This window comes from Desulfococcus multivorans (assembly GCF_001854245.1).
In the GTDB taxonomy this organism is placed as follows: Bacteria; Desulfobacterota; Desulfobacteria; order Desulfobacterales; family Desulfococcaceae; genus Desulfococcus; species Desulfococcus multivorans.
This window is the reverse complement of the sequence record NZ_CP015381.1, coordinates 114,869-135,758: the sequence shown is the minus strand read 5'-3', so window position 1 is coordinate 135,758 and position 20,890 is coordinate 114,869. Positions and strand designations below refer to the sequence as shown.

General features: G+C 58.5%; 23 protein-coding genes and 1 tRNA gene. 18 read left to right on the top strand and 6 right to left on the bottom strand.

What is annotated here, in order from left to right:
- The first annotated feature begins 25 nt into the window (after positions 1-25).
- The 7 genes from dmul_RS00595 to dmul_RS00565 all read left to right on the top strand — a co-directional run bounded on the left by dmul_RS00595 (position 26) and on the right by dmul_RS00565 (position 6,991).
- A complete protein-coding gene (locus dmul_RS00595; protein WP_020876295.1) occupies positions 26-1,048 on the top strand; it encodes an FAD:protein FMN transferase in 1,023 nt (340 codons plus the stop codon).
- 343 nt (positions 1,049-1,391) lie between these two features.
- Positions 1,392-2,171 (top strand): electron transfer flavoprotein subunit beta/FixA family protein, encoded by a 780-nt coding sequence (locus dmul_RS00590; RefSeq protein ID WP_020876294.1) that lies wholly within the window; start codon positions 1,392-1,394, stop codon positions 2,169-2,171.
- A 75-nt stretch (positions 2,172-2,246) separates the two neighbouring features.
- Positions 2,247-3,218 carry an electron transfer flavoprotein subunit alpha/FixB family protein gene (locus tag dmul_RS00585; RefSeq protein ID WP_020876293.1) on the top strand — a complete coding sequence of 324 codons (972 nt, stop codon included), beginning with the start codon at positions 2,247-2,249 and terminating at the stop codon, positions 3,216-3,218.
- Complete coding sequence (gene rimO, locus dmul_RS00580; protein WP_020876292.1) at positions 3,215-4,540, top strand: 30S ribosomal protein S12 methylthiotransferase RimO; 1,326 nt, start codon at positions 3,215-3,217, stop codon at positions 4,538-4,540. The genes dmul_RS00585 and rimO overlap by 4 nt, the downstream gene beginning before the upstream one ends.
- Positions 4,537-5,520, top strand: coding sequence for a polyprenyl synthetase family protein (locus dmul_RS00575; RefSeq protein WP_020876291.1), 984 nt, complete (start codon positions 4,537-4,539; stop codon positions 5,518-5,520). The genes rimO and dmul_RS00575 overlap by 4 nt, the downstream gene beginning before the upstream one ends.
- Before the next feature lie 50 nt (positions 5,521-5,570).
- Positions 5,571-6,845, top strand: coding sequence for a hypothetical protein (locus dmul_RS00570; RefSeq protein ID WP_144016513.1), 1,275 nt, complete (start codon positions 5,571-5,573; stop codon positions 6,843-6,845).
- A 71-nt stretch (positions 6,846-6,916) separates the two neighbouring features.
- Positions 6,917-6,991, top strand: a tRNA-Val gene (locus dmul_RS00565).
- Between the two features lie 230 nt (positions 6,992-7,221).
- On the opposite strand, the gene dmul_RS19550 is transcribed toward dmul_RS00565, so the two are convergent.
- On the bottom strand, positions 7,222-8,874 hold the full coding sequence (locus dmul_RS19550; RefSeq protein ID WP_020876289.1) for an ADP-ribosylglycohydrolase family protein: 1,653 nt from the start codon (positions 8,872-8,874) through the stop codon (positions 7,222-7,224).
- A gap of 183 nt (positions 8,875-9,057) precedes the next feature.
- Between dmul_RS19550 and dmul_RS00555 the strand changes: the two genes are divergently transcribed.
- From dmul_RS00555 to dmul_RS00525, 9 genes are all read left to right on the top strand, one after another.
- Positions 9,058-9,300, top strand: coding sequence for an NERD domain-containing protein (locus dmul_RS00555; RefSeq protein WP_020876288.1), 243 nt, complete (start codon positions 9,058-9,060; stop codon positions 9,298-9,300).
- A gap of 77 nt (positions 9,301-9,377) precedes the next feature.
- Positions 9,378-9,569: a hypothetical protein gene (locus tag dmul_RS00550; RefSeq protein WP_040414688.1), complete on the top strand. Its 192-nt coding sequence runs from the start codon at positions 9,378-9,380 to the stop codon at positions 9,567-9,569.
- 21 nt (positions 9,570-9,590) lie between these two features.
- The gene (locus tag dmul_RS19945; RefSeq protein ID WP_020876287.1) at positions 9,591-9,746 is read left to right on the top strand and encodes a hypothetical protein; all 156 of its coding nucleotides are present in this window, start codon (positions 9,591-9,593) and stop codon (positions 9,744-9,746) included.
- 48 nt (positions 9,747-9,794) lie between these two features.
- Positions 9,795-10,034, top strand: coding sequence for a nucleotidyltransferase family protein (locus dmul_RS00545; protein ID WP_020876286.1), 240 nt, complete (start codon positions 9,795-9,797; stop codon positions 10,032-10,034).
- A 63-nt stretch (positions 10,035-10,097) separates the two neighbouring features.
- Positions 10,098-10,268 carry a hypothetical protein gene (locus dmul_RS19940; RefSeq protein WP_020876284.1) on the top strand — a complete coding sequence of 57 codons (171 nt, stop codon included), beginning with the start codon at positions 10,098-10,100 and terminating at the stop codon, positions 10,266-10,268.
- The gene (locus tag dmul_RS00540) at positions 10,268-10,579 is read left to right on the top strand and encodes a hypothetical protein (RefSeq protein WP_020876283.1); all 312 of its coding nucleotides are present in this window, start codon (positions 10,268-10,270) and stop codon (positions 10,577-10,579) included. The genes dmul_RS19940 and dmul_RS00540 overlap by 1 nt, the downstream gene beginning before the upstream one ends.
- The gene (locus tag dmul_RS00535) at positions 10,548-10,793 is read left to right on the top strand and encodes a hypothetical protein (protein WP_020876282.1); all 246 of its coding nucleotides are present in this window, start codon (positions 10,548-10,550) and stop codon (positions 10,791-10,793) included. The genes dmul_RS00540 and dmul_RS00535 overlap by 32 nt, the downstream gene beginning before the upstream one ends.
- Before the next feature lie 366 nt (positions 10,794-11,159).
- The gene (locus dmul_RS00530; RefSeq protein WP_020876281.1) at positions 11,160-12,095 is read left to right on the top strand and encodes a hydroxymethylglutaryl-CoA lyase; all 936 of its coding nucleotides are present in this window, start codon (positions 11,160-11,162) and stop codon (positions 12,093-12,095) included.
- Positions 12,096-12,324: 229 nt separating this feature from the next.
- Positions 12,325-12,843, top strand: a complete 519-nt coding sequence (locus dmul_RS00525) for a peroxiredoxin-like family protein (protein ID WP_272502266.1) — start codon at positions 12,325-12,327, stop codon at positions 12,841-12,843.
- A 164-nt stretch (positions 12,844-13,007) separates the two neighbouring features.
- Here the strand turns inward: dmul_RS00525 and dmul_RS00520 are convergent, their stop codons facing one another.
- Positions 13,008-14,411, bottom strand: a complete 1,404-nt coding sequence (locus tag dmul_RS00520) for a cytochrome c Hsc (RefSeq protein ID WP_020876278.1) — start codon at positions 14,409-14,411, stop codon at positions 13,008-13,010.
- Positions 14,412-14,858: 447 nt separating this feature from the next.
- On the opposite strand from dmul_RS00520, the gene dmul_RS20405 reads away from it, so the two are divergent.
- Together dmul_RS20405 and dmul_RS20400 are read left to right on the top strand one after the other, a co-directional pair.
- Complete coding sequence (locus tag dmul_RS20405) at positions 14,859-15,002, top strand: hypothetical protein (RefSeq protein ID WP_020876277.1); 144 nt, start codon at positions 14,859-14,861, stop codon at positions 15,000-15,002.
- A gap of 45 nt (positions 15,003-15,047) precedes the next feature.
- Entirely contained in the window at positions 15,048-15,197 is a 150-nt protein-coding gene (locus dmul_RS20400; RefSeq protein ID WP_020876276.1) for a hypothetical protein, read from the top strand.
- 147 nt (positions 15,198-15,344) lie between these two features.
- On the opposite strand, the gene dmul_RS00510 is transcribed toward dmul_RS20400, so the two are convergent.
- The 4 genes from dmul_RS00510 to dmul_RS00495 form a co-directional block, all read right to left on the bottom strand.
- On the bottom strand, positions 15,345-16,265 hold the full coding sequence (locus dmul_RS00510) for an electron transfer flavoprotein subunit alpha/FixB family protein (RefSeq protein ID WP_020876275.1): 921 nt from the start codon (positions 16,263-16,265) through the stop codon (positions 15,345-15,347).
- Between the two features lie 32 nt (positions 16,266-16,297).
- Entirely contained in the window at positions 16,298-17,071 is a 774-nt protein-coding gene (locus dmul_RS00505; protein WP_020876274.1) for an electron transfer flavoprotein subunit beta/FixA family protein, read from the bottom strand.
- Between the two features lie 29 nt (positions 17,072-17,100).
- Positions 17,101-19,098, bottom strand: a complete 1,998-nt coding sequence (locus tag dmul_RS00500) for a heterodisulfide reductase-related iron-sulfur binding cluster (protein WP_234979161.1) — start codon at positions 19,096-19,098, stop codon at positions 17,101-17,103.
- 108 nt (positions 19,099-19,206) lie between these two features.
- The gene (locus tag dmul_RS00495; protein WP_020876272.1) at positions 19,207-20,877 is read right to left on the bottom strand and encodes a class I adenylate-forming enzyme family protein; all 1,671 of its coding nucleotides are present in this window, start codon (positions 20,875-20,877) and stop codon (positions 19,207-19,209) included.
- Positions 20,878-20,890 lie beyond the last annotated feature (13 nt).

The following is a 20,890-nucleotide window of genomic DNA, read 5'->3' as shown; positions in this document are numbered from 1 at the left end:
CATCAGGGTCAATAAGGATATTCTCATGAAACTTCGGTACAGCCTTGTTTTATTGACGGTGCTCTCGACGACGCTGTTTTCCGCCTGCGAAAAATCCCCCGAAAGGGAGGTGCAGATCCAGGGAAAGACCATGGGTACCGCTTTCCACATCACGATGGTGACAAAAGACGACACCCGCAGGGTCGAAGAGAGAATCAACAAACGCCTGGTCGAGATCAACAACAGCATGTCGACCTACGATCCGGAGAGCGAGATCAGCCGCTTCAACCGGATGACCGAGGTTGGCCGCCCCTTTCCGATATCGGCGGATTTCCTGGAGGTCATGACCGCTGCCGCCCAGCTCTACGAACTCACCGGCGGTGCGTGGGACGGCACCGTCAACCCCCTGGTCAACCTCTGGGGCTTCGGCAGCCGAAGGGTTGCGCCCCGGGTTCCCGACCCCGAGGAAATCGATGCCCTTCTCCCGAAACTCGGGTTCCGCCACATTGAAATCACGAAAGACGGCGCACTGATCAAACATCACAGAGCGGTCACCATCGACCTGGCATCCATCGCCAAGGGATACGGCGTGGACCAGGTGGCGGCGGTGATCTCGGATGCGGGTATCAGGCATTTCCTGGTGGAAATCGGCGGAGAGATCTTTGCCCGGGGCCGACGCGCCGACGGCAAACCCTGGCGCATCGGCATCAACACCCCGAAACCCATGTCGGGAGCCACCGAGGTTTACAAGGTTGTGGCTATTTCCGACCGCGCCTTTGCCACCAGCGGGGACTACCGGAATTTTTTCGAAGAGGGCGGCCGACGCTACAGCCACGTCCTCGACCCCCGCACCGGCCGCGCCGTCGAGAACGGTGTGGCCAGCGTTACCGTCATCGCACCGACCTGCACCTTCGCCGACGGCCTGGCCACGGCCCTTATGGTCATGGGCCCTGAAAAAGGTCTGGCGCTGGTCAACCAACTGCCGGACGTGGAATGCCTGATCATCGTCGAAGAAGCCGGAGATGGCCTGTCGGAGCATCCCTCCAGAGGGTTTCGGGCCGAGCCGTGACGTATCGACCGGTCTCGTGTGCCGTCTCAAGGTTCGACGTTTATGGTCACAACCGGATAGCAACTGAGAGCTGAAGGGGGATAAGCGCCCCTGTTCGCCATCGACGCACCCCTTTAGCCTGTAGCCTTCAGTCTTCAGCCTCAATTCCATGAAGAAGGTGTTGACAATCCGGAACAATTTCTTTACGTTTACTTGCTATCACTTTTACAACTGAATATTTCTAATAAGTTATACTGGTTTTTGACTTGTTTTACCTCAAACGTCTAGTGAATCGGGGGAAACACCCTGAAACCGTAAAAAGAATGACTTTTCAATATTAATGATACATGGGAGTGACGAAATAGTGGAAATTATCGTATTGCTCAAGCAGGTACCGGCCACGGAGACGAGCGTCAACATTGCAGCGGATGGGAAACGCATCAACCCGGACGGCGTCAAGTGGGTCATGAACCCCTACGACGAGTTTGCCGTGGAGGAGGCCCTCCAGCTCAGGCAGAAACACGGGGGCACGGTGACGATTCTCTCCATGGGGACGAACAAGAGTGTGGAAGCTATTCGGACCGGCCTTGCCATGGGTGCCGACAAGGGCATCCTGATCAATGATCCGGCTGCGGCCGACTGCGACGGATTGGGGACCGCCCGCATTCTGGCGGCGGCCCTGAAGACGATGTCTTACGATGTTGTCATCGCGGGGCAGCGGGCCATGGACGACGACAACTACCTCGTCGGCCCCGCCGTGGCGGAGCTTCTGGGCATCCCCCACATCTCCATGGTCATCGAGGAGACGGTCGAAAACGGCATGATCCGCTGCCGGAGAACCATCGAAGGCGGAACGGTGGTTCTGGAGGCGCCCCTGCCGGTTCTCTTCACCACCCAGCGCGGACTGAACGAGCCCCGCTATGCCTCCCTCCCCGGCATCATGAAGGCCAAGAAGAAACCTGTAGAGACCAAAACCCTGGCCGATCTCGGTATGAGCGGCGAGGACATCGCGCCGATGGTCGAGATCCTCGGAATGAGAATGCCTCCGGAACGGAGCGGAGGCCGGATGATCGACGGCGCATCGGCCGCGGAAAAGGCCGAAAAACTGGTCAACCTGCTGCACGAAAACGCCAGGGTGATCTGACAGGGAACGAACTTCGTCGGCAGTTCACCATACAATAACGGGAATTTTCCCGAACGGATATCAGGAGACGACAGAATGGCACAAGGAGTACTGGTTATCACGGAACAGATCGAAGGCGCTTTCCGGAAGGTGACCTATGAAGCGTTGAGTGAAGGAAAGCAGACGGCGGCGGCCCTGAAGTGCGGCACGGCTGCGGTTGTACTGGGCCACGGCATCACCGACATCGCCGAACAACTGGGGACTTACGGCCCCGACACGGTATGGGTCGCCGATGACCCGGCCCTGAAGGAATATACAGTCGATGCCTACGCCAACGTGGTGTCGGACCTCGTTCGCAGAGAGGATCCCGCCGTGATCCTTATCGGCGCGACGACACAGGGTCGGGAACTGGCCGCACGGCTGTCGGCCCGCCTCGAAGCGCCCCTGGCCATGGACTGCGTCGCTCTTCGCGTCGACGAGGGCAATGTGACGGCCACCCGCCCCATGTACGGCGGAAAGGTCCTCGCGGATCTGGCTCTCAAAGGAAATCCCTGCATCATCGCGGTCCGGCCCAACGCCATGGCGATCCGGAAGTCCGAAGGCGCCGGAACCGTCGAAAAAATCGACGTCAATGTCGGCGACGCCGCCATCCGATTCGTCGAAAAACAGCTGGAGGCCGAAAAAACAGACCTCACCGAAGCCGACATCATCGTCTCGGGGGGTCGTGGTATGGGCGGCAGCGACTTCAGCATACTCGAAGCCCTGGCCGAGGTCCTGGGCGCCGCCGTTGGGGCTTCCCGGTCGGCCGTTGACGAGGGCTGGCGTCCCCATTCGGATCAGGTGGGTCAGACCGGCAAGGTCGTCTCCCCCAACCTCTATATCGCCTGTGGCATCTCCGGGGCCATCCAGCATCTGGCGGGCATGTCCTCATCCAAGGTGATCGTGGCGATCAACAAGGATGAGGATGCGCCCATCTTCGCCAAGGCGGACTACGGCATCGTCGGGGACCTCTTCGAGGTGGTTCCGGCGATCACGGAAGCCGTCAAGAAATTGAAAGCCCAGATATGAACCTTCACCTGGTCAGCCTCGGGTGCGCCAGGAACCTGGTGGACAGCGAGCACATGCTGGGACGGCTCCGGGAGGCCGGCTGGCGCATCGTCGAGGGTCCCGACGACGCCGACGTCATCATCGTCAACACCTGCAGCTTTATCGAATCGGCAGCGGATGAATCCATCGACACCATCCTCGAGCTGGCCCGTTACAAGACGGAGGGGGCCTGCCGCGCCCTCATCGTCACCGGCTGTCTTCCCGAGCGCTACCGGGAGGCCATCGGCCGGGAACTGTCCGAGGTCGATCTCTTCCTGGGCACCGGGGCCTTCAACCAGATCGTAACGGCTGTTGAAAGCGTCATAGGCAATCTGGAAGGGGAACGCTGCATCCTGCCGGATCCGGATGCCATCCCCGTCTCCAACCCCGACGCTCCCCGGGTGCAGACATTGCCCCACTCAGCCTACATCAAGATCGCGGAAGGGTGCAGCCGCTCCTGCACCTACTGCATCATCCCCAGGCTCAGGGGACGCCAGAAAAGCCGGCCGGCCGGCGAGATCGTCGCCGAAGCCCGCCGCCTCGTCGCGGCGGGCACCCGGGAACTCGTGCTGGTGGCCCAGGATTCCACGGCCTATGGCCACGATCTGACCGGAGGCATGGGTCTTGGCGGGTTGCTCCGCCGCCTTTCGGACATCGACGACGACATCTGGATCCGCGTCCTTTACGGCCACCCCGAAAGCATCGACGACGACATCATCCGCACCATGGCCGAACGGCCCAACATCTGCCCCTACTTCGACCTCCCGATCCAGCACGCCAGCGACCGGGTGCTCCGGAGAATGGGGCGGCGTCACACCCAGGCGGACCTTTTCCATCTCTTCGAACGCATCCGGGAGTTCGCCCCCCAAGCGTCGCTTCGCACCACCGTCATCGTGGGCTTTCCCGGGGAAACCGACCAGGATTTCAAGACGCTTCAATCTTTTGTGGAAACGGTCCGCTTCGACCACCTCGGCGTGTTCACCTATTCCGACGCCGACGACCTGCCATCCCACCGTTTGGATGCCCATGTCTCCCGAAAAACGGCCCGAAAGCGCCATGACCGGCTCATGTCGCGCCAGCGCGATATCTCGACTGAGAAAAACGCAGCCTATCTCGACCGCACCCTCGATGTCCTGATCGAGGAATCGCCGGAGGCGGATCTCTTTCTGGGCCGCACCGCTTTTCAAGCCCCAGAGGTGGACGGACTGGTCTATGTGAAGGGCCGGGAGCTTCCCCTCGGCCGCTTCGCCCCGGTGACCATCATCGACACCCTCGAATACGACCTGGTGGGAGAAGCCCGATGAGCAACGATTTGAAACAGCGGATCATGTCCCGCGTTCAGGAGGACGTAATCGCCATTGAAGCCGCGCTCCGGAAAAATCTGGACGCCCACCTCCCCATCGTATCCGACGTGGCCGGCCACATCCTCTTCAGCGGCGGAAAGCGGCTCCGACCACTGCTCATGGTCCTCTCCGCCAGGCTCTGCGGATACGACGGCGGCCGGGAAATCTTCTTCTCGACAATATTCGAATACCTCCATACGGCCACCCTGCTCCACGACGATCTCGTGGACGGCGCGGGCCTCCGCAGAGGCCGCGCGGCCGCCCACTCGGTCTGGGGAAACGAGGTGGCCGTTCTCGTCGGGGATTTCCTGCTGGCCCGATCCCTGACCATCGCCTCGGAAACCGGCATGACCGATGTCATCAAAGTCATCGCGGGCATCACCGAAAACATGTCCCAGGGAGAGATCCACCAGCTGACCCGGAAGAAAAACCTGGATCTGACGGAAGCCGAATACCTGGAGATCATCCGACGGAAGACCGCAGTGCTCATGGAGGGGGCCTGCCGGGTGGGGGCACTCATATCCGGTGCGGCCAAAGACCGCGCTTCGGCTCTGGGCGCCTACGGATACCATCTGGGCATCGCCTTCCAGATGGCGGACGATCTTCTGGACTACACCGCGGATACCGCTGTTCTGGGCAAGGCCGTCGGTGCAGACCTGCGGGAGGGCAAACTCACCCTTCCCGTCATTCGGGCGCTGTCGGCCGCGGGTGAACGGGACCGGGAGACAATGGCCCGGATCATCACAGACGAGAATTTCTCGGTCGACGATTTCAACACTCTGGTCCGCCTGCTGGTGTCCCTGGGCGGCATCGAAGACACGAAGGCGGAAGCCGAGTTCCATGTGACCGCGGCCAAAACGGCACTGTCAATCTTTGCGGATTCGTCCGATCGGAGCACGCTCGAGGACATCGCCGATTACGCCCTCAGCCGAAAGCATTGATCCGGAAACGATCCGGTCAAAAGACACCCATCATCATTTCAATGGAGGTTATGACGACCATGCGTGTGCCTCTCACTCTCTTCGTGCGGAACTTATTCGCCCTGCTCCCAATCGTTTTGGCCGTCCTGGCCGCCCCCGTCGCAAACGCCGAAACATCCCAACCTCAGGAGGACCCCGCGAACGTCGTCACCATCATCGCCACACGACCGATCCAGGACGGCAACATCGCATCGGCCAAGGCGGAGGCCATTGCGGCCGCCCTCGCCGCCGCCGTGGACCAGGGGGCGATGGCGATCTTTTCACCCGAAGCGATCGCCAGGGAATTCAAGATCTACAGCGCAACGGTCACCCCCGGCACGGAAGCCTTTATCGAGAATTACAAAATCCTTGGCGAGGCATCGTCGGGAGGATACTATCGGATCATGATGCAGGTCACGGTCTCAATGGACCAGCTCAAGTCGAGCCTGGGGAAATTTCAACCGGCAGCCGGAACCGATACGGCCTCCGGTGAGAGCCCCGCACCAGGATCTGTTGACGCCATCGAACGCCCCAGAATTCTTTTTCTCCTCTCTGAGCAGAGCATCAATGACGTCGCCCCTCGGTTCTGGTGGGACGAAAGCAGCGCCCCGGTCACCAGCCTCGTGGAGGCCGCCATCGCGCGGAAAGCCCGGGAGGCCGGATTTGTCGTCCTTGAGCACGGCACCACTCCCCCCGATGTTCCCGTCAAGGCCGCCGTCATCTTTCAACCGGATCTCAGCAACCGGGACGCCTCTGAAATCGGGCGGATCATGGGGGCAGACGTGGTCATCGTCGGAAAGGCCATCGTCTATGCCGTCTCGGATACCGGAGCGGGTGGGGATCCCGCCTACAACGCCACCATCTCGGTTCGGGCCGTACAGGCCGAAAACGACCGGGAGATCGCATCCGGCTTCGAGACGGCGGTTCGACAGCATCCCAACGAAATCGATGGGAGCGAGGATGCCCTGACCGCCGCAGGCCTTCAGGCCACAAAACAACTGATTCCGGCCATCGCTTCCGCCTGGCAGGACATGGCCCGTTCCTCCGAAGGCCTGACCGTAACGGTTACGGGGACCCGAAACCTGGGGAATTTTGTTCGTTTTCGCCAGGTGCTGCGGGATCTGCCGGGTGTCCGAAACCTGCAGATCCTGGAAATCAGGGCGGACGAGGCCGTCATCGCGCTTCATTTTGAAGGAGACACCCAGACTCTGATGGACCGCCTGTCCGGCCAGACCTTCGAACTGTTCACCGTCGAGATCCGGAGCGTGTCTGAAAAAGCGCTGCACATCGACCTGGTGCCCAAATAAATTGGCCGACAGCTGAAATCTTTTCTTGACAAATGCCGGGAGACTTGGTAGCTAACCCATCACCTTCATGGAGGCACGTAGCTCAGGGGGAGAGCACTACCTTGACACGGTAGGGGTCGTTGGTTCAAATCCAATCGTGCCTACCACCAAAAAACAAGGGTTTACGGCTTAGGCTGTAAGCCCTTTTTTAGTTTTCTGTTACCGGTTTTTCAAAAACCATAATTTCCAATCGACGAGCAGCGTCCTGAACTGCCGTGCACGACTTGAATTGGACACTCCTCCATCAGATAAAAACCTCGGCTTTAGCTCGATCCCCAGGCAGCGGCTTTTTTCTCAACAGCTGCTTCGCAACGCGGGTAGCTCGTGAATTCAAGGTTTAGTACCCCGGATAAAGCCGCCACCACTGGTCATCAGGCCGAAATTTGATAAAAAGGTCTACCGCCAGCCTTTCGATAACCGTCCTCAGCTCCAGGGGATTGCTGAATGCAGCTGGAATGGCATGCCGCCCCAACATACATCCCAAAATATTGCCGGTTATTGCGCCGGTGCTGTCGGTGTCACCGCTATGGTTGACGGCCATTCGAACACCGACGGTAAAATCCTCTTCAGCGCGGCATGCACAAAATAGGGAGATTGCCAGTGCTTCTTCAGCAACCCACCCCCCACCGAGGGATTCAATGGCCTCCGGTGTCGGTTTGGAGGTCGCTGCAAGCGCCAAGGCGCCTACAATGGCCTGGACGCACTCCAGGGCTTCGGGCCTCCCCACCAGGTATTCGATGCCTGAAGCCACACCATCTTTGAGGGTGCCGCCATCCCGGATAACGTTGATGATGGCCGCCAAAGCCCCGGCGGACAAATAACCGGATGGATGGCCGTGAGTTATGGCCGCTATCTCGCATCCCAATCGGAATGCCTCCGCCGTAGCGCCGGCAATCAGTCCAACCGGAGCCACCCGCATTACGCCGCCGCAGCCCTTGCTGTTGTTTACCGGACGGTCGATGGTGCCCATCTCGCGGCCGGACAGGGCGGATAAGCAGCTGTTTCCCGGTGCGCGTCGGCTATGCATCTCGGGAATATGAATGAGAGTCCCCAAATCATGATCATAGGTCTGAAATTCTGTAGCCGCATTTTGGGTGATCATCCATTGGAGATATGAACGATGAACCAGACCGGGGGGATTGCATATCCCTTTCAGATTGCCTCGGGTCCAGGCTCTTAACAGCCCCTCTGCGGTAAACATCGTCATTTGGGTGTCATCGGTGATGGTGCCGATCCCGCCATAGGCTTTGTCGTAATCACGAATCCCCTGCTCGCCATAGGTCCTTCGAATTTGAGGCAGCTGCATAAATTCCACCGGCGCGCCGAGAGCATCGCCCACACCGCCTCCCACCATACAGCCAAGGTAACGGCCTAACCTGGTGGGCGCATTGGATTCATATTGCCGCCACGACTTGACCCAGTTTCGCTGTTCCGATGTTTCCGGCGAGGTGCGGTGGGCCATCGCCTCATTTTGCCGCAGGCATCGGATGATGTCCAGAACATTGCCGGCATCTGCCAGGCCATGGCGAATCAAAAAGCAGCCCACGAGCGTGCCCGTGCGCCCCACGCCGCCCCAGCAATGGACATACACCGGGTCTCCCTGGATCAATGCCTCATCGATACAGTCGAGGGTATGACGCATCTGGTCCGGAGATGGAACCCCAAGGTCCTGGATGGGATATCGTTTGCACAGTGGCTTTGAGCCCCTCCTGCTGGCAAGATCATTTAAAATCGGCTCGTAAGGGGTGAACGGCTCTCCGGAGTGGTCGGTTTCGTCGGGCTGCATCAGGTTTATGATGCGCCGAATACCCGACTCAAGGAGCCGGTCCAGCTTATTTTCGGCCTCCCGGGGGTCCTTCGCGCCCGGCAGTTCCCCGGCAAGCAGCCGGCCAGGGATCACCCAGTAGGAACGCGGGAACGGGACAGGTAGTCCCAAGGCCGTTTCGATCAGTCCAATGGCCTTCTTGCCATCTGCTTTATTTGCAGCCATGTTGCCTCACCCGGAAATTTATATACATATTGTTATGGGTTTTTCGTTCTGAGGATGATAATCGATGTCGTGTATGGATGCAATCCCTTATGAAATATTTGACAGCCAAAGGATAAAACCAGTAAGATATCGTCTCGTGGACGGCGAAATCGTCCAAGAAAAACATGAAACTATTGTTCAGCCATGGCAATCCTCAGCCCGCGGTGGAAAGCCATTACGCAGTCGGAATACGCATGGGAACAGGAGGCCATTCAATATATAAAGGATCGGCTCCCGGATCGGGATCCCTACCGCGCATGGGCCAATTTCGAGTTCATCGCTGATGACGGCTCCATCAACGAGGTAGATCTCCTGGTACTGACCCCCCAGGGGTTTTTCATCGTGGAGATTAAGAGCCGGCCTGCGGATCGGGCCATTTTCTGCTGAGGGCCTTTGACCGCATCTTCGAACGATGGCTGAAAAAGAATCCTTCCGGCAATTCAAGAGACCTGGCCCAGCGGACGTTGGACAGCATCCATGGGGTGGACATCAATCCGTTTGCCGTAGCCGTCGCACGATTCCGGCTGCTGCTCCGAGCTATGAAGGCCGGCGGGATCAAGCGTTTGAAGGATTGTCCGGAATTACGCCAAAAGACCTTCAGCAAAATCAAAACATACGTGCTCGATACGGATCTTGTCACCGTAAATATGCTCTGAATATCCCCTTTGCTGGAGTTGATGCTTGCGTGCCTCATCGCACTTCTCCCCTGGCTCAAACAGTGGCATAATGACCTCGACCCCGAGTTCAGCGAACGGATGGGATATTTTTACGAAGCCTTTATCACGGATGAGGCCCGTCACATGGGAAAATCCGTTGACGAGGTCCGCTGGTGAATGCCGCCTCAGCCGAAAAGAGGCCGCCGGCATAGGAGCTGATAACCGATGCAACCCAAAAAAATAGACCCTGTGGAGGAGTTGAGATCCAAGGCCGTTTTCTTGCTGAAACCCTATGCCAGAAAAATATCCGTATTCGGGTCTTTTGCCAGGGGTGAAGGCAGCGAGGCCGGTGATATCGATCTGCTGGTGGAACTCAAGCCGCCCTCCCAGCGACCCGCACTAGGGCTGAAATGGTTCAGGCTGGAATACGAGCTCGGCCGCCTGATGGGGAAAAAATCGATCTGATCAGCGAAAAAGACCTCAGCCCCCATTTGAAACCGCTCATCGAGAAAGATATCGTGCTGCTGTATGAAGAAGACTAACCGATTTTTTCTCAGACATATCGTTGATGCCGTCGGGCTGATCAGAGCCTATACGAACAACGTGACGGAAACGCAATTTTATCAAAACAGGCTGATCCAGGACGGCGTCCTCCGGCAAAACATCAACACCATTCTTGCGAAAACGGAGCGCCCCTGATGCCCCTCATCAAGGATCTGATACCGATACCGGAGCAGGTCAACAAAGGGGATTTCGTTCTTCGGCTCACCGAAGGCGTACAACACCCCGAAGAAACCCTGAAGCATTATGTGGTGACCGACCAGCTGATCAAATGCTTTGACCACGCTCTGAATTTCATCCGATCGGCATTGGAGGGCGGAACCGGCAAAGCCACCCAACTCCACGGCAGTTTCGGCACAGGAGCCCGCCAAGTCATCGGGCGAGAATTTCATCAATCTCGACGACGGCCTGAGCGTGATGAGCAAGCATGCAAAGCGCCTGGGATATGATGGGGTGGTCCTGCTCCTGGACGTGTTGATCCTCTGGCCGGCCAGCCATTCTGCAGACATTGCATTTGTTCAACTGGAAGGCCGGAAGCTTGCAAAGCTCGTTGAGGCCCAGACCTCGGACCGACCGGTGCCCATCATCAGTTTCGTTGCCAGGCAGCGCGATCTGGGAACAGGGCTACGTGGAGCCCCTGAAAACGGATCGGCACCGGGATGACTCTGGGATATCGTGTTTGCCAATCCGTCCGCAGCCTTGTTCAAGAAACCGAGATATCGAGCCATTGGTCCAGGCGCGCCATGGAGAAGATCACGAAGATTCGGAATTCAATGCCATGGCTCGACCCCGGTGGCACAACTCTCGTCGATAGCAATGGCTCCAGGTTGACGCCCAATCCACCAGCTTTGCTGTCTTGATTTGTTCTGGAAAAATCGGATTACGAATAGTGGCATTCCAAGCAGAAAATCGAAAGCGATGAACCATCATGCCTTTCCAGGCCGCAGCATAAAGACCAATGGCAGACTTGATCAAGCCCGAGGTTATCGGCCTTCCCGTTGGTCTTGGGTTTAATTTAAAGGAGGGAACATGCTGAAAATCGTCGAGGTCGGCCCCAGGGACGGGCTGCAGAATGAACCCGCCGTCATTCCCCCGGCGGTGAAGATCGATTTCGTGAACGCCCTCTCCCTCTCGGGAGTGAACGAAATCGAGGTTTCCGCCTTTGTTTCTCCCCGCTGGGTCCCCCAGCTTGCCGACGCCGAGGAGGTGTTCCGGAAAATCGCGCGCAGGGAGGGCGTGGTCTATTCGGCGCTGGTGCCCAACGAAAAGGGGCTTGCCCGCGCCGTCTCGGCGAAGGTCGACAAGGTTTCCCTCTTTACGGCGGCCAGCGAGAGCTTCAATCAGAAGAACATCAACACCTCGATAGCGGGCGCCATTCAGCGTTTTCTGCCGGTGGCCAAGGGGGCCCACGACGCGGGGATGACGCTGCGCGGATATGTCTCGACGGCATTCTGGTGCCCATTTGAAGGCAGGATCGCACCTGCGGCCGTCATCGAGGTGGTGGAGCGGCTCATCGACGTGGGCGTGGATGAGGTGTCCATCTCCGACACCATCGGGAAGGCATCCCCCGACGAAGTGGGGATGCTTCTCGATGGGTTGTTGTCCCGGATCTCCACGGACCGGGTCGCTGTTCATTTTCACGACACCTACGGCAGGGGCGTGGAAAACGTGCTGACGTCGTGGTCTTACGGAATCCGGATCTTCGACGCGAGCGTGGGCGGGCTCGGGGGCTGCCCCTACGCGCCGGGGGCGACGGGCAACGTGGCCACCGAGGCGGTGGTGAAAGCCTTGAAGAGCAAAGAGGAGACGGTGGGCGTCGACCTCGAACAGCTGGCGAATGCCCGCCGCCTCCTGGACCCCTTCCTGTCGGAAGAGCGCCGCGCACTGCCTCGGGGCGGGTCGCTGGCCTGCGCCACCTGCGAATTTTCCCATCAGGATGTCTGCTGCGGCCAACGAAGCGTTTAGGGGCCTGTCGGGCGACGACCCCAGGCGGAACCTCGTGTAGCGGAACCTCGTGTAAAGGGATTTTGAAGCTCAGGTTTGGAAAAAGATCATTTTGACCCCGAAGCGAATTTCGCTTATTTATATAGAAGATAATGAGATATGATTGTGCCGCATGGCTGTGAGATTGCCGCCTTCTCCATGATATGCCGAGAAAAACAAGCTCACGGTGAAATCCAAATGGAGGTATCTGATGCTGAAAATCTCCGGTTTGACCGTCCTCGATCTCGACGGTCGCAAGATTCAACTCACCGCGCTGTTCACTGAACGACGCGTGGTGCTGGCCTTTCTGAGACATTTCGGCTGAATGTTCGCCCGGCAGCAGGTCGCTGCCCTGATGAAGGTCAAACCCGTTCTGGATCAGTTGACCATCGGCCTTGTGGCCATCGGCAGCGGATCCCCCGACAGCGCCCGGCGGTTCGTTCAGGAATTTCAATTTGACGGTGATATGGTTGTGGACCCGACGCTTGAAGCCTATCGTGCCTTCAAACTGAAACGGGGATTGCTCGAGACCCTGGGGCCGACCGCTCTCTTGAAGGGGCTTGGCGCCATGAAAAAAGGATTTCGCCAAGGCAGCACGGACGGTGATCTGTGGCAGCAGGGGGGGCTGTTTGTCATCGGGCCGGGGGAAGAGATCACGTTTGCTCATCGCGACCGGTTCGCCGGTGATCACGCCGATCTCGACCAAGTGATCGCATCCCTGAAATCCTGAACCGGCAGTCCCGTTAACGACAGCTTTCGAAAACAAAGGGCCTGCAGCACAGGCTGCAGGCCCTTTGTTTCAATGTCCGTACCTAATGACCGTTTGCATTGGTTTGACCAGGGATGATCATGGGATCAGCCGGATCAATATGGAGCGGCCCCTGATTTTCCGAATTACAGCGCTCTCATGAAAGCGGTCAGATCTTTCTTCTCCTGTTCCGTGAGGCCAAGGCCCTGAATCAGGTTGAAGAACTCCACGGTATCCTCCAGGGTCAGCAGTCGCCCGTCATGGAGGTAGGGCGGGGAGTCCTTGATGCCGCGAAGCGGGAATGTCTTGATCGGTCCGTCGGCGGAGGCCATGCGGCCGTTGATCATCTGCGGTTTGAAGAAACGCTCGGCTTTCAGGTTGTGCATCAGGTTGTCGGTGTAATACGGTGCCGGGTGACATACGGCGCATTTGGCCTTGTCAAAGAAGAGTTCCTGGCCTCTGAGCTCGGATTCCGTCGCTTTTTCAGGGTCCAGCTTGCCGTAAAGGTCCAGTTTCGGGGCAGGCGGAAAATCCAGCAGGGCCTGAAATTCGGCCATGAAATGGACCTGGCTTCCGCGCTCCAGAACGTTGACCCCTTTCTTCGTCGCGATGACCGGGTCTCCGTCGAAATAGGCGGCTCTCTGCTCGAATTCGGTGAAGTCCTCGATGGTTTTCAATGCGCGTTGAGAGCCGAACAGGCGCTGAACATTCACGCCGCGCAGCGTTGGGATATCCAGACGATGCCGGAACTCCTGGGGTCGGATGTCGCCCACGAGATGCGTCGCCCCGTTCGAATGCCCGTTGACGTGGCAGTCGAAACAGGTAACGCCTCTGCTGGGAAGCTCCGACCGTCGGTCTTCCGTCTGATTGAACTGCTGCTGGGGGAAAGGCGTTACCAGCAATCGCAGACCTTCGATCTGCTTGGGGTTCAGGATGCCGTTGAACAGCTCATAGTAGTTCATGATGGTGACGACTTTTCCCTGGGATACATCACCGAGATCCGGTCTTGTGGTCAGATAAATCGGCGGGGGAAACTCGGGCAGGAAATGGTCCGGCAGGTCAAAATCCAGATCGAATCGGGTCAGGTCTCGACCTTCCTGCTTGTTGATCTCGTCGATATGGAACTGCGGAAAAACCATGCCGCCCTCGACATGATTGGGATGCGGCAACGGGTAAAAACCTTTGGGCCAAAGGCCTTTTTCCTTGATTTCTTCAGGCGTCATCTGGGCGAACTTTTCCCAGGTCATGTCAGCGGAGAGTTGGACGCGGACACCCTCCTGAACCGCCTTTTTCCCTCCCGACATCATGACGCCCTCCGCCGGACGATCGCTCAGGTCGTACCGTTCGTCGAGCAGATTCATCTGTCGTTTCATGACATCCGCTTTCGCGCCTTTCATCCGATCGAAAATCTTCTGAAAGGGCTCTTCAACGGCCACGGGGAGATAACTGGTTTTTGAAGGTTCCTCCGCATCCGCCATCCCCATTACCCCGATCACGAAAATCGCGATGAGTATCAGGCCGACGAACGGCTTAAAGTTTTTGTGTTTCATTCCGTTCCTCCTTTTTTTGATGGGTTGCCGAATCGGCGGCTCCAGCCAGTGCATTTCGCAAAAACGACGACCGGCGGAACACGGGCGCTCGTTCCGTGCGATCGACCGAGCCGCCTTTCCATAGACCATGATATCGCCGCGCCTGAAGGCCCAGGCGATCGAAACGATTCCAGCGTGTTCGCGTCGTCAATTGCCGATTCGATGATCATTAAAGATGTAGGGTTGGTATGTTGATACTATAAGAAGATTCTCGTTATGTCAATCCCTTTGATCTCTGCCTTCTTCCGAGGCTGATCGCCATCTGTTTTTATAGGATAGCCCCATCAAAAACCCATCGAACCAACCGTATTGAAAGATGACGAGCGGATCCCCATATTGGTGTCAAAGGCAAGCGGCGGAAGAGCCGAAACCAACATCGAAAAAACACGGAGCACATGGAGGTGCGTCATGGCCGAGAATAAAGTACAAAACTATATCGAAACTGAAAAAGAGCGTGAAGAAGGACATCTGGACACCCGGACAGGCAATCACGACTGCGATAACAAGGATGAACATCTGGGTTGCGACATGGGCGTCGACGTAGCGGGATGAGAGGCGATCGCCGCGAACACACATTCAACACGATGAGGTGATATCATGAAACATACGGAAAATACAATCCAGGACTATGTCGAGACAGAGCAGGAACGGGAAGAAGGCCACATCGATACGCGATGGGCGAACCATGAATGTGAAAACGAAGACCCCCATCTGGGCTGTAACCCGGGCATCGACGTCGCGGGTTAAAAAAGCTGATCAACGTGCCGGAATTACGGATTCAGCCGAAAACCGGAATCCGTTTCCGGACACGCCGTATCACCTTGCGGCAGGGCGTTTAAGGCCCTGCCGTTTTGTTTTGTCACGCCGCTGAAGAGACCACACGAAGCCAGGTCTTCAGTGCGCCTTCAGCTTTTCCGTCAAGGCGGGGATGAACTCCTTGAGATCCGCCAGCACCATGACATCCGCGACCTCACCGATGGGGGCATCCCGGTCCGTGTTGACGGCGATGATGAATTCGGACTTTTTCATCCCGGCCAGGTGCTGTATGGCGCCGGAGATGCCGCATGCGATATAGAGTTTAGGAGAGACGGTCTGGCCGGTGGTTCCCACCTGACGGGAATGCTCGACCCAGTCGGCATCCACCACCGGCCGGCTGGCGGCGAGCTGGCCGCCGACGGCTTCGGCCAGTGCCGCGATCATCGCCACGTTCTCCTTTTTGCCGATGCCCCGGCCGGCGCTGACGATGACATCGGCCCGGCTCAGATCCACCGCCGCTTTCTGCGCCGCTTCATAGCCGACAAATTCAACGGGGGAGGCCGTGTCGGGAATGTCGAGGGGCTCGATATCGGGTGTGCCTTCGGGTTCCCCGGCCGGGCTGAAGGCGCCGGCCTGGAGCGTGACCACCGTCACTGCGGTCCTTGCCTTGAGGCTGCGGCGCATCTTGGCGTTGCAGACCGGGACCACAAAGGCGCCGTCCGCATAGTCCACGACCTCGGATACCTGGGCCGCACCCAGGAGATTGGCGATGCGCGGCGCCAGGTCCCAGCCGTAGGAAGAGTGGGCCAGAACCACGACATCCGGGTTTTCCCGGGTGACGGCCGCCTTCACCAGTTTTTTGTGGACGTCCGGGTTGTATTCTCCGTATTTCGCGGCATCCGCCAGCAGGAGCCTGCCGTCGAACTTCGGCACTACCCCCGTGTCGCCCACCAGGATCATGGCTGCCTCGGCCCCGATCTTTTGGGCAAAGGCCGCCAGTTCATAGGTGGATGCCGGTATCTTTCCATCTCTGTATTCTCCGACCAGAAGGGTTTTCATGGGAAAATCTCCTTGATTCTCGTAATGGTTGGTTATCGCAGCACCATGGTCTTTTCGCGCAGAATGTCCAGCACCTGTCCGGCCAGCTTTCCCGCATCGCCCTCGAGGACCAGGCCGCCTTTTTTCTCGGGAAAGTACATTTTTTCAGCCGCCAGCCGGGCCTCCACCGCGGCCAGATCGGCGGAATCCACCGTGATGAACTCTTTCTTCCGGGCCTTCATGATGTTCGGCATGGTCGGATAGCGGGGGGTGTTCAGGCCGAGCTGGCAGGTGACCAGCGCCGGAGTTTTCATCCGCGCAATGGATTTGACGCCGCCTTCAAGTTCGCGCTTGACGGTGATCGTGCCGTCGGCAAACGCGAAGTCCACGACCGTGGTGACCGCAGGGATGCCCAGCATTTCAGCCAGCAGCACCCCCACCTGGGCGGAGCCGCGATCCTGGGACTGCATGCCGGTGAAAATCACATCGAAGCCTTTGTCGCCGGCAAACGCGGCGATGAGCGACGCGATTTCGAAGGGGTCCCTGAGAAGAGCGGCATCGTCTTTCACATGAAAGGCCCGGTCGCAGCCCATGGCCAGCGCCTTTTTCACCATCTCCCGGACCCGATCGGGTCCGATGGTCAGGACGGTGAGGTCCGCCCCGTCCCCGATCTGTTCCCGAAGCCGCACAGCCTGCTCCACGGCATATTCGTCGTATTCGTTCATGCGCCAGGCAAGCTCTTCCTCGCTGTACCATTTGTTATCGGCGTCGATCCGGAACTTGGATTCCATATCCGGCACTTGTTTGATGCAGACAAGAATTTTCATGGCTATTTCCTTTATCTCCAATTCAGGGTTCAGTCTTGTTTTTCCAACCGCTCCACCAGGATTTCGGCGATGTCCCGCGGCACCATCTTTCCTTCCAGCCCGGCGCCCTTGACCCCGTCCTCGAACATCGTCAGGCAGAAGGGACAGTTGGAAACCAGGATTCCCGTCCCGGTCTCCGCCGCCATTTTCGCGCGGGTTTCGCAGATTCGGGTCCCGATTTTTTCGTCCGCGATGACACGGCCGCCGCCGCCGCCGCAGCAGAACCCCTCATCCCGGTTCCGCTCCATTTCCCGGACGGTGGCGCCGGCGGCCGACAGCAGGCTGCGGGGAGGCTCGTAGATGTCGTTGTAACGCCCGATGTAACACGAGTCGTGATAGGTGCAGGCAAAGTGCCCGGGCCTGAGTTTCAGGCGGCCGTCCTGAACCAGTTTCTGAAGAAAGGTGACGTAGTGTTCGACGTCGATGTCAAACCCGAGATCCCGGTAGTCCCGATCCAGGGTATTGAAACAGTGGGGGCAGGCCGTCACGATCTTTTTCACGCCGTAGCCCTGCATGATCCCGATGTTTTCGGCGGCAAGCCCCTGGTAAAGATACTCGTTGCCGAGCTTGCGCACCGGCTCGCCGCAGCACTTTTCTTCCTTGCCCAGGATCCCGACCTTGATCCCGGCCGCCGCGCATAGCCGGACAAAGCTTCGGGCCACCTTGATGTTGCGCTTGTCAAAAGAGGCATAGCAGCCAACAAAATAGAGGATGTCCACATCCGCATTCTCGGCCAGGCGGGTTACGCCCAGTCCTTCGGCCCAGTCTCCCCGGGCCGAAAAAGCCAGCCCGAGCGGGTTTCCGTTCACCTCCACGTTGTCCGTCGCGACCATGACCTCCTCACCCGGAAATTCGCCTGCCATGAGGACCAGGTGGCGACGCATGTCGATGATTTTGTTGACGTGCTCGATGGTTGCCGGACAAATCTCCTGGCAGGCCCGACAGGTGGTGCAGGCCCACAGGGCATCGCGCCCGATGGTGTCGATCAGATCCGCATCGGGCTGCCCGAAGGCGGCATCCCGGATATGAGCGATCACTTCCATGGGGCTGAGCGGCTTTTCGGTATGCCAGGCCGGACACCGGTCCTGGCATCGCTTGCATTCGGTGCAGGCGTCGCCGTCCAGGATGTCCTTCCAGGTCAGATCCCTGATCCGGGCCGCCCCGAAGCGCTCCGTCTGCTCGTCCTCGAGATCGAGGGTTTCCGTGCTCCCCTTGCGGCGATGGTCGGCAAACACGTAATTGGCGCTGGTGGTCAGGATATGCCGGAACTTGGTGCGGGGCAGCACGACGAAGAAGCCCAGGGTCAGAAAAAAGTGGATCCACCAGACACCCTTGTGCAGGCTCCGGAGGCTTTCCTCCCCCAGGCCCGAAATCCGCCCGGCAACGAACAGCCCCACCGGGGACCAGGCGGCCAGACCGGTGCCGGCACCGAGTTCGGTCACGGCCATGCGGGCGCCTTCGATGACAAAACCGGTGGTCAGAATGGCAAACAGCAGCCCGTGCATGATCGCATCGTCCCTGTCGGACGCCAGGCCCGGCGGACGCACCCAGTAGCGCCGGTAAAACAGCACCCCCAGCATGACAAGGGCCAGGAGGCCGGCAATATCCAGAACCAGCGAAAAGAGTTTGTAAAAGGTTCCGGTCAGAAATTTCCAGCCGAAGACCGGATCGGTCAGGTCCGCCTGCAGGAAGATCAGGGTCGTCCCGAGGGCCAGCACGAGAAACCCCCAGAAAAACAGGCTGTGCGCCAGGCCCGGGGCCCGGACCCTCAACACCTGCCGCTGCGAGAGCACATCCCGCAGGGCGGCGGCGATGCGGCCCCGGAGATCATCGGTGCGATTCACGGGTTTTCCGAGCCTGTAGACCCCGATCCGCTTCAGGGCGCCGTGAACCAGAATGCCGACGGCCAGCAAGGCCAGGGCATACATGGGAATCAACACACCGTGGCCCACGTTCCAGTATATTTCCCGGGTAAATTCCATGGTCATTCTCTCCTGTCGATCCAGCGTTGACGTTGCCGGCCCTTTGGCGGCGCGCCATGTGCTGATGTTCAAATTCGGCGGACACCGTCCCGGCAGTCACCTACCGGGGCAACATCACACCTTTTCCAGCAGTCCCTTTTCGGCATCGGCCACCACCTGTTGCCTGACCTTGTAGTGCACCTTTTTGCCGGTGGCCGTCATGGGCAGTTCGTCCACGAAACGGTAGTATCTAGGGCGCTTGTATTTCGCCAGCATGGGATGCTGAAGGCAGAATGCGTCGATATCTTTTGCCGTCAGGGAGGGGTTGAACCTGACGACATAGGCCACCACCACCTGCCCCCATTTGGGATCCGGCAGCCCCACCACCGCGCAGCTTGCCACTTCCGGATGTTCGTTCAGCACCGCCTCCACCTGCACGGGATGAATGTTTTCGCCGCCGGAGATGAACATATCGTCTTTCCGGCCCACCACGGTCAGAAATTCATTCCTGTCCCAGGTGCAGAGGTCACCGATATAGAGCCACCCCTTGTAATATTTCGCCCTGGCTTCTTCAGGCCGGTTGGCATAGGTATACGAGCACTTTCCGGCGGCTTTGATAATGACCTCGCCCACGTCCTCGTTGTTTTTCCTCACATGATCGTCCGGCTCGGCCAGTCGGTCCGGGTATACGTTCACCACCGCCATATCGTCGTCGGTGCACGAACGGCCCGCAGCCCCCGCCATATCCGGCAGATCGTAGGGCCGCAGAAAGGTGTTCCAGAACGCTTCGGTGGTTCCGTATCCGTTGAAAATGTTCGGGGTGAGCATCTCCTGGAAGCGAATGCACGCGGCCCGATCCAGCGGCGCCCCCATCGTCACGATGCCTTTCAGATGACTCAGGTCCCGACGTTTTTTCTGCTGTTCGGCACAAAGCCCTTCCAACGTGGTGGGGGCGCCGATGACATAGGTGATGCCGTGTTTGTCGATCAGATCCAGGACGGTCGCGGCGTCAAAATGACGCAGAGGGATCAATTCGGCGCCCACATAGAGCGTGGGGTTGGGCCCCCCCGCGTAAAGCCCGCCCCGGTGAAACCAGGGCGTCATGTTCAGGGTCTTGTCCCTGGGATTGAGGGGGAAGTGCATGATGACGTCGTGGGCGCTCATGATCTCGTTGATATTGTTCAGCGGGACGCCCTTCGGCATCCCGGTGGTCCCGGAAGTATACAGACGCGTTGTCTCGTCATAGATATGCGTGGGTCGGTATGTTCCCGGATCCGTGTCCGGCCTGCCCGCGACATATTCCTCAAAGGAGACGGCCCCGGCAATAGGCCTTGTCCTGCCGGACATATCGACCATGACAATGGTTTGGGGCTTGTGTGCCGCCTTTTCGAGGGCCCTTTGGGCCATTTCGGCGTCCGCCGCGTCGTAGAAATAGACCCTGGGCTTGCTGTCGTCGAGCATGTAGGCCGTCTCGCCATAGGAGAGGCGGAAGTTGATCGGACAATTGACGGCACCCAGCTTTTGCGACGCCAGGTAGATGAAGACCCATTCCGCGCAGTTGTAAAGCTGGTACATCACCACGTCGGCCTTGCCGACCCCGTCGTCTTTCAGGGCATGGGCCAGAATATTGCAGGCTTTGTCAAGATCCTGATATGTCCATGTTTTATCCCGAAGGGGACAGGTCATCGCGTTCTGGTTCGCGTACCGGTGGGTGTTTCGCAGAAAGCCGTTCAGATAGGTGAAATCATTCTCGAACGTGTCCCGGAACATGGCCGTGTCATAGGTAAATTTTCTGTTTTCCGACATGTCGTTAATCCTT